General features: G+C 58.0%; 13 protein-coding genes. 8 read left to right on the top strand and 5 right to left on the bottom strand.

The features are described from left to right. Position 1: 1 nt before the first annotated feature. Together ATI02_RS07195 and ATI02_RS07190 are read left to right on the top strand one after the other, a co-directional pair. On the top strand, positions 2 to 277 hold the full coding sequence (locus ATI02_RS07195) for a hypothetical protein (protein WP_095187637.1): 276 nt from the start codon (positions 2 to 4) through the stop codon (positions 275 to 277). A gap of 50 nt (positions 278 to 327) precedes the next feature. Then, on the top strand, positions 328 to 564 hold the full coding sequence (locus ATI02_RS07190; RefSeq protein WP_095187636.1) for a DUF2789 family protein: 237 nt from the start codon (positions 328 to 330) through the stop codon (positions 562 to 564). Positions 565 to 570: 6 nt separating this feature from the next. On the opposite strand, the gene ATI02_RS07185 is transcribed toward ATI02_RS07190, so the two are convergent. The 3 genes from ATI02_RS07185 to ATI02_RS07175 form a co-directional block, all read right to left on the bottom strand. Next, entirely contained in the window at positions 571 to 774 is a 204-nt protein-coding gene (locus ATI02_RS07185) for a hypothetical protein (protein WP_095187635.1), read from the bottom strand. Positions 775 to 887: 113 nt separating this feature from the next. Further along, positions 888 to 2,111 (bottom strand): methyl-accepting chemotaxis protein, encoded by a 1,224-nt coding sequence (locus tag ATI02_RS07180; RefSeq protein WP_371857610.1) that lies wholly within the window; start codon positions 2,109 to 2,111, stop codon positions 888 to 890. Positions 2,112 to 2,717: 606 nt separating this feature from the next. Beyond that, positions 2,718 to 3,122 carry a TraR/DksA family transcriptional regulator gene (locus ATI02_RS07175; protein ID WP_007935965.1) on the bottom strand — a complete coding sequence of 135 codons (405 nt, stop codon included), beginning with the start codon at positions 3,120 to 3,122 and terminating at the stop codon, positions 2,718 to 2,720. Between the two features lie 402 nt (positions 3,123 to 3,524). Between ATI02_RS07175 and ATI02_RS07170 the strand changes: the two genes are divergently transcribed. The 4 genes from ATI02_RS07170 to ATI02_RS07150 all read left to right on the top strand — a co-directional run bounded on the left by ATI02_RS07170 (position 3,525) and on the right by ATI02_RS07150 (position 7,887). Beyond that, a complete protein-coding gene (locus ATI02_RS07170; RefSeq protein WP_100845864.1) occupies positions 3,525 to 4,433 on the top strand; it encodes a MurR/RpiR family transcriptional regulator in 909 nt (302 codons plus the stop codon). A 62-nt stretch (positions 4,434 to 4,495) separates the two neighbouring features. Continuing rightward, a complete protein-coding gene (locus ATI02_RS07165) occupies positions 4,496 to 5,101 on the top strand; it encodes a glutathione S-transferase (protein WP_100845863.1) in 606 nt (201 codons plus the stop codon). Between the two features lie 2 nt (positions 5,102 to 5,103). After that, on the top strand, positions 5,104 to 6,210 hold the full coding sequence (locus tag ATI02_RS07160) for a DNA alkylation repair protein (protein ID WP_095187632.1): 1,107 nt from the start codon (positions 5,104 to 5,106) through the stop codon (positions 6,208 to 6,210). Positions 6,211 to 6,639: 429 nt separating this feature from the next. Next, on the top strand, positions 6,640 to 7,887 hold the full coding sequence (locus tag ATI02_RS07150) for an IS256 family transposase (RefSeq protein WP_095191982.1): 1,248 nt from the start codon (positions 6,640 to 6,642) through the stop codon (positions 7,885 to 7,887). Positions 7,888 to 8,029: 142 nt separating this feature from the next. On the opposite strand, the gene ATI02_RS07145 is transcribed toward ATI02_RS07150, so the two are convergent. Then, positions 8,030 to 9,192 (bottom strand): IS3 family transposase gene (locus ATI02_RS07145; RefSeq protein WP_100845154.1). Its coding sequence is split into 2 segments (ribosomal slippage): positions 8,030 to 8,937 and positions 8,937 to 9,192, totalling 1,164 coding nucleotides; the frame shifts between segments, so codons are not numbered across the junction. Between the two features lie 66 nt (positions 9,193 to 9,258). Between ATI02_RS07145 and ATI02_RS07140 the strand changes: the two genes are divergently transcribed. Beyond that, entirely contained in the window at positions 9,259 to 9,537 is a 279-nt protein-coding gene (locus tag ATI02_RS07140) for an isochorismate lyase (protein ID WP_100845861.1), read from the top strand. Positions 9,538 to 9,680: 143 nt separating this feature from the next. Beyond that, entirely contained in the window at positions 9,681 to 11,054 is a 1,374-nt protein-coding gene (locus ATI02_RS07135) for a transposase (protein ID WP_100845584.1), read from the top strand. Between the two features lie 245 nt (positions 11,055 to 11,299). Here the strand turns inward: ATI02_RS07135 and ATI02_RS07130 are convergent, their stop codons facing one another. Next, positions 11,300 to 15,679, bottom strand: a complete 4,380-nt coding sequence (locus tag ATI02_RS07130) for a response regulator (protein ID WP_100845860.1) — start codon at positions 15,677 to 15,679, stop codon at positions 11,300 to 11,302. Positions 15,680 to 15,711: the final 32 nt, after the last annotated feature.

Raw genomic sequence — 15,711 nt, 5'->3', positions numbered from 1 at the left:
CATGTGCACGCTTACTCACTCTGCCAGGGCCACTGACGCCCGCCTCAAATCGCCGCTGATCCTGCATGTCAGCACACTGAAGGATTTTCCGGAGCCGGCAGAAAACCAGCAGACTCCGCGCTTTCAAGTGGTGCCGGCGGGCAATGCCTTCTTTCACATAAAGGAAAAGTCCACAGGACGCGTAAGAGGTTTCAGAGAGGATCACAACGAGGCTTGCGCACTCGCCCGTTCACTTGAATTGCAAATCGAACTCCTGGCCAGCAGTTGCCTCAGATAAAGAGAGTGAGTGACTGCGCCATACCGGCGCAAACCAACAAGGAGCACATGATGGATTTGCCGACTTACGATCTGAAAACCCTGTTTGATCAACTGGGACTGCCTTCGGAAGGCACAGCAATCGACGACTTCATCGAAACCCATCAACTGGACGCCGACATCAAACTGATCGACGCCGATTTCTGGACGCCGTCACAGGCACAACTGCTGAAGGAATGGTTACGGGGTGATGGCGAAGAAGCCGTGGTGGTCGATGAACTCAACTTGCGTCTGCACCACGACAAATAACCCTGATCAGTGCAGGCTGTCTCCCGGCTCGGCTTGCAAACGGGCGAGCCACGCAGCCCTGCACTCCTCGGCCTCGTCGCGACTGGCAAACGCAGTGCCGCGCCGCTCGCCATTGAGTAAGACGACCCAGCAAACGCTTTGCCCCATCGCACGCAAACCGGCGGGCACGCCACTGCCGATCATCACGGCAACATCCACTCTGCACTGCATGCTGACCTCTCAATTTCATTAGCAACCTAACTATGTAGGCATATTAATGATTTCGCCACAGAGGAAACAGCAACCGCCGTGCACAGATTCGTTGCATCAAACGTAACAATCGATCAGCGCGGACTTTCCGGTTTATAGCCCAACCGCAACCCGCCCCAGTGCCGGCCTTTGACCATGATCGGCACCGACAAATCGTGCATCAACTCGCCCGTGTCACGCGTGTAGGTCTGCAACAACACCGGTTGCTGATGGCTGCCACAGCGAATTCCGGTGCGATCGGCAAACTTGCGCTTGGTGCGATTGTTGACCGCATCGACCTGAACATCCCCGGTCAACGGCTGACTGAATGCCTGATTGTGCGTCGGCACATAACCCTGCTGCGTGCAGGCGATGGCAAACACCAGACCTTCGTGACGCGGCAACAGCGGTTCCTGAATCGTCGGCAAAACCTGATCGGTATAACGGTCGAAGCGGGTTTGAAACTTGGCCGGTTGGGTATTCGCGATCGGCACATACTGACGGTCGAACAGATCCTCAAGGCTGATCCGTCCCTGCTCGACATCCGCCTCGAACCGCGCGGCAATCTGGCTCGCCCCTTCGCGCGCCAGGTCATAAATACGCTGGTGGTAATCATCGAGACCGACTTCAGCCAGGCGCTCGCTGATGGTTTCCGCCTGCCCTTCCATCTGCACTGCCGCTTCGGCGAGGCGACGGGTCTGTTGATCACTGATCGCCAGATCGCTGCGCATCTGCTCGATGGCTTTGAACAGACTATCGAGTTGTTCGCGATTGGTCTCGGCGCCCCGGGCGATCTCGCCGACCTGGCCTTCCACGCCAGCCGCCAGGCGTGCGATGTTTTCCAAGTGCTGACCAGTGTGCTCGACCTGTTCGACGCCCGTCTGCAAGTCGCTCGATAGCTCGCGGATCTGCTCCACGACTTGTGCGGTGCGTTGCTGGATGTCGGCGACCATCTCGCCCACTTCCCCCGTGGCCGACGCCGTTCGGGCCGCCAGCCCGCGCACCTCATCCGCCACCACGGCAAACCCGCGACCATGTTCACCGGCGCGCGCCGCTTCAATCGCCGCGTTCAACGCCAACAGATTGGTCTGACTGGCAATCGACTGGATCACCAGCGTCACCCGCTGAATGTCATCACTGCGCAGACTCAAGGCTTCGATCAGTTCGCGACTGGCATTGGCGCGCTGACTGAGCTGGTGCATGCGCGCGATCGAGTCGACCAACTCGGTTCGCCCCGCCGCACTGCTGTGATGCGCCTCACTGGCTGCCGCCAGCGCTTCGCGGCTCAACTGAGACGTCGCATGTTCGGTGGCGATCATCACCTCGGCATTGCTGACAATCCGCGCGGCGGCATCGAGTTGCGATTCCAGTTTGCTCGCCAGCTCCTTGACCGAAAACGCCACGCCAGCAGCCGACAAGGCGTTATGGCTGGTGGTGTAGGAAAGGTCACGGGTCAGTTCGCAAATGGCGCTGCCAGTGTCGGCAGGCTGTACATCGGGGACTGCTCGGGAGCGCAGGCGCGGCAGCCAGACAATCAGCACCGCCAAGGGCATGCCAATGTAAAGCGACCACTCACCCAGCGTCATGCCGGCGAGCAACAGCATCAGGGCGATGCTTTGCAGAGTCGGTGCGATCCAGCGGTTTTTCGGCAAAAGCACTGGTGCAGGCAAAGCCCCAACCAGAGATCCATCTCTCGTCATATCAACACCCCACGCTTATTCTCATTATTGTGACTGCATTAAACGCCACTAGAACGCCATTATCCATGGTCCGTTAGTCGTGGGGTCTGTGTCAGGTCAATGGAACGACGGGAAATATCGCAGACGAGCAAAAACAAAGATCGCAGCCCCTGCAACTCCATCCAGGAGGTGCCGAAGGCTGCGATCTTTTCGGGGTAACCCACATTCATGGGTTACCGTACAGAATCAGGCCTGACGCTGGTGCTTGTCGATCTGCTCGTGACGCTCTTGAGCTTCGATGCAGTACTTGGTGGTCGGGCTGATCAGCAGACGTTTCAGGCCAATAGGCTCGCCGCTGTCGTCGCACCAGCCAAAGCTGTCTTCCTTGATGCGCTCAAGGGCTTGTTCCAGTTGCGGCAGCATGCGCTGGTCGCGATCAATCGCGTTGACCAGCCAGGTGCGCTCTTCTTCAACCGAAGCCGCGTCCGCCGGGTCAGCCGGAGTGTCCAGGCTTTCGATGGCGATACGGTTTTGCTCAATGCGCTCGTGGGTTTCGACTTTCATGTTCTGCAACAGCTCACTGAAGAAAGCGTGTTGCTCTGCATTCATGTAGTCATCTGCCGGCATGGCCAGCAACTTGTCCTTTGTCATTGATATCTCTATAAAAAAACGTGCATTAAGGCGAAATAGGGAGCGTTCCGGCGAACCGTGTCCGGTCGACGAAAAGGCATCGTTTATTGCAAACGCCACCCGGCACTCAATTTACGAGGGGCGGCAGTCTAAGGCCCGTTTCAGGCATCAGCAACTGTAAATACAGGGAATTTGTCCGACAACGCCCGGAAAATGCTCTGACACAGGCACCACAGCGGTCATCGGAGTGCGTTTATAGCAAGAAATTCAGTCGAGCGGCTGTATATAGAAGACAAACGGCTAACCGAGCGGCGTCCTTGTGGCGATTTTTTCATGCGCCAGTGCATCGTTTCAGCCAGGCAGACCCGGCAAAGCCCCACTAATATCAGGCCAAACCAGCACGCTGTGCCCAAAGGATGACTTATGCCAAGCCCCGATCTGCCGGCCTCCGACGAGCCCACCCTCGCCAGCCCCCCGATCACTGCCGAGCGTCTGCTGCAACTGATCACCGAAGAATACGAAACCCTGCCGCGCCAGCTCAAACGCATCGCCAGCTACATGAGCCAGCAGAGCGACCGGATCATGGTCGACCGCATCAGCGACATCGCCCGTGAGTGCGAAGTCCACCCGTCCGCCATCGTCCGCTTCTCCCAGCGCTTCGGCTTCAGCGGTTTCAGCGAGATGCAGGCACTGTTCCGCACCGCCTACACCCACAAAGCCTCGCCGGTGCAGAACTACCAGCAACGCATCCGCAACATGATCGCCGACCAGTCGCAGCAAGCCAGCGACGGCGACCTCGCCCGCGAATGCATCGAGGCCACCCGCTCCGGCATCGAACGCCTGGGCCGCGAACTCGACGACATCGCCTTCGAAAAAGCCGTCGACCTGATCACCCACGCCGACAACATCTATGTCGTCGGCGTGCGCCGCTCCTTCGCCGTCGCCGATTACCTCGTTTACAACTTGCAACACACGCAGAAGCGCATTCACCTGGTTTCCGGGCTTGGCGGTAGTTATCGCGAGCAAATGCGCAGCGTGCGCGCAGGCGATCTGGTCATCGCCATCAGCTTCACCCCCTACGCCAAGGAAACCCGACACTGCCTGCACTACGCCCGCCAGCAGCAGGCCAACACCCTGATCCTTACCGACAGCCACCTCTCACCACTGGCCAAAGGCGCGAACAGCGTATTGCTGGTCAACGAAGGCAGCGCCCTCGCCTTTCGTTCATTGAGCGCGACCTTGTGCCTGTGCCAGGCGTTGTTCGTGGCCGTCGCCTATCGACTCGAACTGAATGTCGATGAGATTCACGAACAGGCCGGATTCGACGACTGACATTTCCGCCAACCTCCGCTAGGTTATGCCTACCCCACCGGTTTGACTTGAAGGAACGCGTCATGAAACTGATCGGCATGCTGGACTCCCCTTACGTGCGCCGCGTGGCGATCTCCGCCAAACGCCTCGGTATCGACCTCGAACACGAGCCCGTCTCGGTGTTCCGCCACTTCGAGCAATTCCAGCAGATCAACCCGGTGGTCAAAGCGCCCACGCTGATCCTCGACGACGGCGTCGTCCTCATGGACTCGACCCTCATCCTCGACTACCTCGAAACCGTCGCCGGCAACAGCCTGCTGCCGAAAGACCTGAGCCAACGCGCCCACGCCCTGCGCCTGATCGGCCTCAGCCTCGCCGCCTGCGAAAAAGCCGTGCAACTCTATTACGAACGCAACCTGCGCCCGGCCGACAATCAATACCAACCGTGGGTCGAACGTGTCGAAGGCCAACTCGCCGCTGCGTTTACTGCGCTTGAACACGAACTCGAAAAAACCGGTTTGCCCACCGACGGCACCCTGAGCCAGGCCGGCATCAGCCTCGCCGTCGCCTGGAGCTTCACCGACCTCGTCGTCCCCGACCAGATCGATGTGGCGCGCTATCCGCACATCGCCCGCTACACCGCCTACGCTGAAACGCTTGAAGCGTTCGTCAGCACGCCGATGACCTGACCATGAGCGCACCTGAAACCGCGGCACCGGCACTGAAAGAGATCTTTAACGCTGAGCGTTTGCAACACATCGCCACAGAAATGAGCGCCGTGTATCCGGCGTTTAAGGCCAAGGCGTTTTTGAAGCATGCCAATGATGGACTGGCTGAGTTGTCGGTGATGCAGCGGATGGCCCGCGTCAGCGAAAGCCTGCACGCCGTGCTGCCGCTGGACTACGAAGATTCCCTCGAAGTCCTGCGCGAACTCGCCCCACGCCTGAACAGCGGATTCGTCAGCATGTGCCTGCCGCACTACGTCGCCAGCTACGGCGCGCACGCCTTCGATACCTCCATGGACGCCCTGAAATACTTCACCACCTTCGGCTCCTCCGAATTCGCCATCCGCCACTTCCTGCGCAGCGACCTGGAACGCTCTCTGGAACAAATGCACGACTGGACCCAAGACGAAAACCACCACGTCCGCCGCCTCGTCAGCGAAGGCAGCCGCCCTCGCCTGCCGTGGTCCTTTAGGTTGGAACCGATACAGGCTGATCCGCAATTGGCCGCCGGGATACTGGATCGATTAAAGGCGGATGAGAGCTTGTACGTGCGCAAGTCCGTGGCGAATCATTTGAATGACGTGACGAAGGTGCATCCGGAATGGGTGCTCGACACGATTGAAGGTTGGTCGCTGGAGAACAAACACACCGCCTGGATTGCGAAGCATGCGCTGCGCAGTTTGATCAAACAGGGGGATTTGCGGGCGCTGACGGTGATTGGCGCTGGCGGGAAGCCTGAGGTTGAGTTGCTGGATGTGAAGGTTGAGCCGGCGGTGGTGAGACTGGGGGAAGCGATTACGTTGTCGTTTGTGGTGAAGTCGACGGTGGCTGAGGAGCAGAGGTTGGTGATTGATTATGCGATTGACTATGTTAAGGCGAATGGCGGGGTTTCGGGGAAGGTTTTCAAGTTGAAGACGGTGGTGTTGGCGGGGTTTGGGAGTGTGGTGGTGGGACGGCGCCAAGTGATTAAGGATTTTACGACGCGTAAGCATTTTGTTGGGGGGCATGGGGTGAGAGTGATGGTTAATGGGGAAGTGTTGGCAGCTACCGCGTTTAACATCATTGCGGGATGACGCCATAAAGAGATTGAGTGGGGCTGGAAAGGGTTGAACAGGTGCGAAATCAAGGGTGGGTCAGTTTCGGCCCATATTGAGCAGCTATTCATGAAGGACTGCTATCGGTCGATTGTGTTGAAAAAGTCGCTCCTCTCAACTGCCCGGATATTGACCGGGGAAAATGCAACTTTTGCACGTTGCTACGTGAAATCTGAGCCCGGAAGCCTCAGCCAAAAGTGAGGATTTCAATCTCAGACGCGTACTTTTCTGCCATGGAAACCAAGGTGGACTTTTTCAACAGAATCGGTCGGAAAAGGACGGTGAAGTCCCAAGATTTTGGGGGTGTCAGAAATTTTGTGTTCGGGCATAACATGAGTAAGAGGTGCATGTATGCCGGGGGTGTCAGAAATTTTGTGTTCGGGCATAACATGAGTAAGAGGTGCATGTATGCCAACCAAAAAGAAACCCCTGCGTGACCTACCAAAAATCCCCAAGGAGCTGCTCGAAGAGTTCGGTGAGGGGCTGATTACCGCAGAGGCTATTGAAGACGCTTCTGCGGCCTTCAAGAAGGCCTTGATTGAGCGAGCATTGAGTGCCGAGCTCGGTCACCACCTGGGGTATCCGCCGGGCGCGCAGCGCCCAGAGGATGAAACCAACCAGCGCAATGGCAAAACGGGCAAGACGATTTTGACGGGGGATGGCCCGCTGCGGCTGGAGATTCCCCGTGATCGGGATGGCAGTTTTGCCCCCATTCTGATCCCCAAGCATGAGCGGCGTTACACCGGTTTTGATGACAAGATCATCGCCATGTATGCCCGAGGCATGACCGTTCGAGAAATCCGCGCTTTCCTCTCTGAGCAATACGGGACGGACGTTTCCCATGACTTCATCAGCTCAGTCACGCACGAGGTGATGGAGGAAATTGGTGCGTGGCAACAGCGACCGCTTGAGCCGATGTACCCAGTCATTTTCTTCGATGCGCTGCGGGTCAAGATCCGAGAAGAAGGCCTTGTCCGCAACAAGGCGATTTACTTGGCGCTGGGTGTTTTACCCGATGGAACGCGCGATATTCTTGGTATCTGGATCGAAAACACCGAGGGTGCGAAGTTCTGGATGAAGGTCTTCAACGACCTCAAGACCCGCGGCGTAGAGGACGTGCTGATCGCCGTGACTGACGGTCTCAAAGGCATGCCAGAGGCGCTAAGCGCAGTATTTCCGGCAACAACGCTGCAAACATGCATCGTCCACTTGATCCGCAACAGCCTCGATTACGCGGCGTGGGACAAGCGCCGTGAGCTGGCCAAGGCGCTAAAACCGATCTATCAAGCCATCAACGCAGAAGCGGCTGAGGAAGCACTGGATGCCTTTGAAAATGGCCCTTGGGGTAAGCAATACCCAACGGTGGTGGCGGCCTGGAGACGAGCCTGGGATCGAGTGATTCCATTTTTTGTCTTCCCGCCTGCCATTCGAAAAGTGATCTATACGACCAACGCTATCGAAAGCATCAACGCTCAGCTACGCAAGATCATCAAGACCCGGGGCCACTTCCCGACGGATGACGCAGCGACCAAGCTGATCTGGCTTGGGCTGCGTAACATCACGGCAAACTGGGGCTCGGCGGCTCATGACTGGAAGAGTGCGATGAACCAATTTGCGATTCTGTACGGAGATCGATTTATCAGGCCGACCTGGTAAAACCCGGCCTGCCTGACGGCAGGCCATTACCGGCCCGCACACAAAAAATCTGACACTCTCAAGATTTTTCAACAAACGGAGTCCCCCTACATGGAAGTCATCAATCATTTGCAGCCAGAAGCGTGTTCAGGCATTGTAGTGGTCAACTAATCCCGGACACGACGTTAAGTTTTTCTTCGGCCCGAGCTGGCGCCAACCCACCGTTGAATTGATGGGGTCGAACCCAGTTGTACTGATGCATCAAGAAGTGACTGATATCGCGCTGGGCTTCTTGAGCCGTTCTGTAACCCGTGGTCGGTATCCATTCCGTTTTCAAGCTGCGAAACACGCGCTCCATTGGCGCGTTGTCCCAGCAATTTCCCCGCCGGCTCATGCTCTGGCGCATCCGATAACGCCACAGCCGCTGGCGAAATAGACGACTCGCATACTGTGACCCTTGATCCGAGTGAAACAGCAGGCCTTGAGGTTTGCCTCGTTGCTCGTAAGCCATATCCAGCGCCTTGATAACCAGATCGGCGTCCGGCTTTTCCGACAACGCCCAGCCCACTACCCGGCGTGTGCAAAGATCCAGCACGACAGCCAGGTAATGCCATTTCCCCTGGGCCCAGATGTAGGTGATGTCGCCGCACCACACCTGGTTGGGTGCCGGAACATCGAACTCCCGATTCAAGATGTTCGGGATATCCAACCGTTCAACTGTCGCTCGTTTATAGGCATGTGATCCGGGCTGTTTACTGACGAGTTCAAGCTCGCGCATCAGGCTGCGCACTTTGAATCGACCGAGCTGCTCACCGTCGTCACGCATCAGCGACAGGATGCTGCGGCTGCCCGCAGCACTGCGACTTTGCGAGAACAGCTCGCTCACCCGGCTGCGCAACCGCAGCCGTTCGACATCAGGTGTTCGGCGCCTAAGGCGCTGGGCGTAGTAGCACGAACGGGTGACTTCAAACACCTTGCACAGCCAATCAATCGGCTCATGGACGCTCAGCTGATTGATCAGCGCGTACGCTCGTGATCTTCCGACATCAAGAGCGCGGTAGCCTTTTTTAATATCGATTTTTCCCGTTCAAGGCGGGCAATCCGGGCTTCCAGCTCCTGGATTTTCTGCTGTTCCGGAGTCAGCGCTTTGCTCTGTGGAGTGACGCCTTGGCGCTCCTGCTGAACCTGATCAACCCAGCGGCGCAGGGCCGATTCGCCGATGCCGAGTGAACGGCTGGCTTCGATGTAGCTGTAGTTTTGTTTGAGTACGAGGTCGGCAGCCTCGCGCTTGAATTCAGCAGAAAAGGAACGGCGTTGTTTGGTCATCTGACACCTCGATCTGGCGAGCATTCTCGCCTAAATGGGTGTCCGGTTTCATTAGACCACTACAGCATGGAGGAAATCCGGCGCGAGATCGATGCCCTTGATCAGGTTGTCATTCAACTGCTGGGCAAGCGCTTTCACTACGTACTCGCAGCCTCGAAGTTCAAGACCTCGGCGACTTCAGTTCGTGCGCCAGAGCGGTTCAAAGCCATGCTATTAACTCGACGCGAGTGGGCAGAGGCGGAGGGCCTGAATCCGGATGCAATCGAGAAAATGTACAGCGACCTGGTGAATCACTTCATTGCAGAAGAGATGAAGCACTGGGCTGCTCAACAAGATGACACTTGAGACCAGTGGCCCGGCTGTCTGCCGTGAGTAGTCGATTTCGGTCAGTCATGACAGGCAGCAATCGGCCGATTCTGTTGAAAAAGTAGCTCCCCTGTCTGACCTGCGGCAAAATTGCTTCATTGGCCGGCGGGGGATCACAGAGCATGATGGGACAGTTATCGAGTGGGCAGGAGCGGCTGTTTTACTCGTTCAACCTTGAAGATCACATCCCAGCCAATCATCTTCTGCGCAGCATTGATCAGTGTCTCGATCTGAGTGACCTGCGCCATTACCTCGCCGATTTCTATAGCCCGATTGGACGTCCGTCGATTGATCCTGAACTGATGATCCGCATGCTGATCGTCGGCTACTGCTATGGCATCCGCTCCGAACGACGGTTGTGCGAAGAGGCCCATTTGAACCTGGCGTATCGCTGGTTCTGCCGGTTGAGCCTTGAAGATGAAGTGCCCAACCACTCGACCTTTTCCAAAAATCGACACGGCCGTTTTCGGGACAGTGATCTGTTTCGCTGGTTGTTCAATGAAGTGCTGCGTCGTTGCATGGACGCAGGCTTGGTCAAAGGTGAAGGCTTTGCCGTGGACGCCAGCATCATCAAGGCGGATGCGAGTCGGCAGCGCGGCGTACCGGGAGATGAACAGGTCAACTGGAGCGATCCATCCCTGACCACTCGCGCCGTGCGTGAGTATCTTGAGGCGCTCGATGAAGAGGCTCTGGCCGAAACGCTACCGAAGCGCCTGTCGCTGACGGATCCTCAGGCCCGTTGGACCGCTGCTCCAGGCGGCCCAGCTTTCTACGCTTACTCCACGAATTATCTGATCGATACCGAGCACGGCGTGATCATGGATGTGGAACCCACACCGGCTCATCGAACCGCAGAAGTCGAGAGCACCAAGACGATGATCGAACGGGTCGAAGCGCTGTTCGACATCAAGCCGGAACGCCTCATTGGCGACACCGCTTACGGTACCGCGCCGATGCTGGCCTGGATGGTGGAGGAAAAAGACATCGAGCCGCATGTGCCGGTGTGGGACAAAACTGAGCGCAAGAACGACAGCTTTTCGAGTAACGATTTCCACTGGAATGAAGAGGCCGAGGAATACCGCTGCCCAGCCGGCAACCCATTGCGCAGCGAATGGCGAGCCTTCAAAAACGAGCGTTCACACGTCACCAAAGCCAACACCATCATCTTCCGATCCCGGCAGACCGATTGCGCTACGTGTCCGATGAAAGCCAAGTGCTGCCCGAACACTGCGTTCCGCAAGATCGCTCGCAGCGTCCATGAAGCCGCTCGCGATGTGGCTCGGCGCATTGCAGCAACGCCGGCATATCAGCGCTCTCGCCACGAACGTAAAAAGGTCGAAATGTTGTTTGCCCACCTCAAGCGCATCCTGAAATTGGATCGCCTGCGGCTACGTGGCATGAGTGGCGCGACGGATGAATTCACGCTGGCCGCTGCGGTGCAGAACCTGCGACGGCTGGCCAAATTTTCATCTCAAGGGCCACCAGTCACGGGATAGGTGCGCCTGCACCAAGCAAAAAACCTCAAATTAACCCAATAACAGAGCAGCAAAGGTCACCGAAGGGCCGAAAAACCACTCAATGTGGTGAGTAGGTTCTCCGGTGGTGGTCGTGCCTGAGTTCAGGCCATTTGAAAATCCGACTTTTTCAACAGAATCGGTCGGTTGCTGCCGTTGGTGACAGGCAAAAATCGGCCAGTATCGGTCAACTGCAGTTAATGGTTAGCGGCTACCTGCTACCCAACTCATTTATCCTGAATGAGCTGCAAGGCGCGATCAAAGTCGAACAGTTCCACCTGCGCCGCGGCGAGTGCCAGCCGTTCTGCCAACGCTCGATCGAGTGGCATATTGCGCAGTGCCACCAGCACGTCCGAAGCCGCCGTATCACCTTCGTCCAAAAGAACAATAAGCCTGCTCAGTTGCTCCCTGATTGCCGAGTCGTCCAGCGGGTAGCCATCCATGGAGGCCGGTGTGTTTGTTTTAAGGTCGGCCAGAGCCGCCAGGGTCGGGAGCAAGCAATGCTCGACCTGCATCGCTAGCGCTTGCACTACCGTAGCCGGCTCGCCGTTCTGGCAGGCCTGTTCTAACAACGTGCAAGCCTGCGCCACAGCCTTGGCGCCGATGTTGCCGGCGGTGCCGCGCAAACTGTGCGCCAGCCGTCCCGCGGCACCAGGATCCGGATCGATTCGTGCGGCCTGGAATTGCCCGGCAAAGTCTGTCTGAGTATCGCGAAACTTGCAGAGCAGACGTAAGTAGAGATCCCGCCGCCCCATGCAGGTGGCGAGACCCGCCGCCAGATCAATGCCCTCAAGACGATCTGGCAAGCCATCGGCAAAGACTGCGTTCAGCGGTGCTTGAGCGGCTCGTGGCTTGATCCACTTTGCCATTGTGGCGAACATGGTTTCGACATTCAGTGGCTTGGAGATATGGTCGTTCATGCCGCATTCGAGCGCACGCTCGCGGTCACCGTCCATAGCGTTGGCGGTCATGGCGATCACTGGCAGAGTGCTGAAGCGCGGTTGCTGGCGAATTTGCCGGGTGGCCGTGTAGCCATCCATCACTGGCATCTGGCAGTCCATCAGCACGCCATCGAAGTCGCCATCCTCGCCGAGGATATCCAAGGCCTCTTGGCCGTGCGTGGCGAGTCGCAAGCGTATTCCGACACTTTCCAGCAGCTCGCTGGCCAATTCCTGATTCAGTTCGTTATCTTCGACCAGAAGCAGCCGCGCTCCCTTGAGACTGGCGACGGTATCGGCATTTTGTAGGGAGCGTTCGCCAGCCCGAGTATCGCTGTTCGTCTCTCTGCCCAGCACGACACCGATGGCTTCGAGTAACGAGGACGGCGTAACGGGTTTGGTCAGTATCACCGGCAACTGGAGGCCCTGGCGTTCGGCTTCTTCGCGGGCTTCTTCGCGGCCAAAAGCGGTCACCATGATGACCGATGGTGTGCGCATCAGACTGGCGGAATGCATTCTGCTCACGGCCTCCATGCCATCCATGCCGGGCATCCGCCAGTCCATCAAGACCAGATCGTAAGGCAATACCTTGTGCTCGGCGTCGGCCAACATGCGCAGCGCCAGACTACCGCTCTGCGCGACATCCACTTCCAGGCCAAAGCTGCGTGCCATGCCCGAGAGAATTTCACGGGCACTGGTGTTGTCATCCACGACCAGTACCCGCATACCAAGCAGTTCGCCGGCTTTGAACATGCGACGCGGCAGAACGTTTTGCTGCACGCCGAGTTGCACCTGGAAATGGAATGTAGAGCCGATCCCCGGTTCACTTTCGACCCAGATTCGGCCGGCCATCAGCTCCACCAGTTTCTTCGAGATAGACAGCCCCAACCCGGTGCCACCGTATTTGCGGGTGATCGAACTGTCCGCCTGGCTGAATGACTGAAACAGGCGTGAACACTGCTCGACGGTCATGCCAATGCCTGTGTCGCGGACCCAAAAATGCAGTTGCACACTGTCCGTGTGCGCCCCCACTTCTTCCACACCGACCACGATCTCGCCGTGCTCGGTGAATTTGGCTGCGTTGTTGCCCAGGTTGATCAGCACTTGCCCCAACCGCAGAGGATCGCCCAGCAGTGCCGTGGGCAAGTCGGGCGGGATCTGGAGCAACAACTCCAGGCCCCTGTCCTCGGTCTTCAGGCCAATCATCGAGGTGAAGCTGTCGAATACGTCCTCCAGGCGGAAAGGCACGTGTTCGAGGCTCATCCTGCCGGCCTCGATCTTGGAGAAGTCGAGGATGTCGTTGATGATTCCCAGCAGGTTCTCCGCTGATCGGTGCACCTTTTCAATGTAGTTGCGCTGGCGTTTATCCAGTTCTGTACGCAGCGCCAAGTGGCTCATGCCGATGATGGCGTTCATCGGTGTTCGGATCTCATGGCTCATGTTGGCGAGGAACTCGCTCTTGGCCAGCGTGGCCTCTTCCGCTGCAGCCCTAGCCTCTGCCAGTGCGGTGACGTCGATGTTGATGCCGGTTGCGCGCAATGGCTTGCCGTCAGGCGTGCGTGAGAAGCGATTCAGCGAGCGGAACGTGCGCACCTGCCCATCGTTTTTACGCACGATCCGGAAGTCGAACTCGACGCGATCATCGCCACTCTGAACGGCGTTCTCGAACGTGCTGCTGACTCGCGCCACATCCTCGGGATGCACCAGCGCCTTCCAGTGCGCCAACGAACCACCGAAGCCGCCAGACTCAAGTCCGAACAGTGTTTCAAGCTGGGGAGTCCAATAGTTTGTGCCGCTGACCAGATCGACGTCGAATAACCCGATGTCACCGGCCTCTTGTGCCAGGTTCAGGCGATCGCTGGCAGTTCGCAGCCTGGCTCCCATCGCCCGGCGTTCACTCACGTCGCGCACCGAGGCACACACGCAGACGCCACGCCCCTCGAGGCGGGGCAAATGGGAAAGGCCGATTTCCACAGAGAACAGGCTGCCGTCTTTGCGTACTCCGCTCAAATCGTCCAGATCGCCGCCCATCTGCCGGGTTCCGCCGCTGGCAATGAAGCCGTCGCGTAACCTGACATGCCGCTCGCGGGCAGCCTGCGGTACCAGACGCTCGATGCTGGCGCCAATCAGCTCGCCGGTGGCGTAACCAAACAAGGTGTCCATTTGCGGGTTGGTCATCAGGATGCGGCCGTCGGCTCCCAGCACCAACATGCCGTCCGGTGCTGCCTCGATGATGCCGCGGTACCAGGCCTCGGTGGCGCGCAGTTCTGCCTGCTGGGCCTCCAGCTCTCTGGCCTGGTGTTCCAGCAGCAAGGTTTGCGCGCCCATTTCGTCAGCCTGGCGCCGTGTTTCCTGCAGCAGCGCTTGGGCTGCCTCGCTGCGTTCCATAATGGCCATCGCACCGGCCAGCCTGGGCAGGACTTCTTGCAAGAGCAACGCCTCTTTCTCCTCCAGCGAGTGAAAGCCAGCCATTTCCACAACCCCGAGCAGGCGCTCGCCACGCAGCACCGGCTGCACCATCAGATGGCTGGCGGCTGCTGCGCCCAACTGCGCGCGCACATGCCAGAACGATTCGGGCAGATCCTCAAGCTGACGGGGTTGGCGATCCAGTGCGCACTGGCCAAGCAACCCCTCACCGAGTTCAAGCTCGGCGGGCAACGGGTGCTCACTGTCCACCGCATAATCGCCGACTAATTGCAGGCGCGAAGCGCCCTCATAAAGCACGTAAAGCGCCCCTTGGCATATGCCCAAACGGGGCGCGATGCGGCTGAAAAAAGCCTGGGCCAACTGATGTGGCGTCTCTGCCTGTTGCAGATCCACTTGCAGGAGCGAGGCATGGCCTTTCACCCAACGCTGGCGTTCAAGTTGACAAGCCTCCACTTGCAGCGTGGCAATGGCCCGCGCCAAGTCGCCGGTTTCGTTGCGCAGGTCGGTGTGGGGGATCTGGCTGTCCAGCTTGCCCGACGCCAATTCATCAACCGCCACGCGGACGCGGTTGAGCGGCACACGAATGGAATAGCTGACCAGCCAGGTCAACAGCAAAGCCAACGTTGAACCGCCCAACAGCAAGATATAGGTGATCATGCTGCTGCGCTGGGCATACTCAGCGAGGTTCTTCGCCGTATCGTGGATGTCGGCTTCCTTGTTTTTCTCGATCTGGTTGAGCAACCCGTCGCCGCCCTGTTCCAACGCAAGAAAATCCTTACTGTTGAGCAACATCAAGGCTTGACCCAAGGAACCCTTGCCGGCGAACTCCAACGCTTCATCGCCATCTTTTTGCAGACGCTGTAATACCCGTTCGAATTCCAGCAGGCTGCTGATGCTGCTCTGTCTGCGCAGTGTTGGACGCACCTGCGCCAACGCTTCGAGGAGGCGCTCTTGGGCGTGGTCCATCTGCGCCCTGGCGCTGATGCGGATGTCGGCGTTATTGGTCGCGATCGCCCGTTGCATGGCCAGCAACAGATGCGGTAGTTGCACCCGAACTTCCTGCACATGCTGGATACCGGCAAGATCCTGTTGGTACAGCTGCTGCATTTCATGCCTGAGCGAATACTGGGTGCGCAGGCTTTGCACGCCGAGTATCAGGATCAATGTCATCAACGCCGCGAAGCCGATGATCAATTTGCTGCGCAGGGACAGGCGCTCGAGCATCTCGAACAGTCTGTTCATAAACGGCCTCTTTCAGCTGGATGTGCAGAGTG

Origin of the sequence: Pseudomonas baetica (assembly GCF_002813455.1) — a bacterium.
Taxonomy (GTDB): Bacteria; Pseudomonadota; Gammaproteobacteria; order Pseudomonadales; family Pseudomonadaceae; genus Aquipseudomonas; species Aquipseudomonas baetica.
The sequence above is the reverse complement of the archived record's forward strand: the minus strand, read 5'-3'. Positions and strand labels throughout refer to the sequence as shown.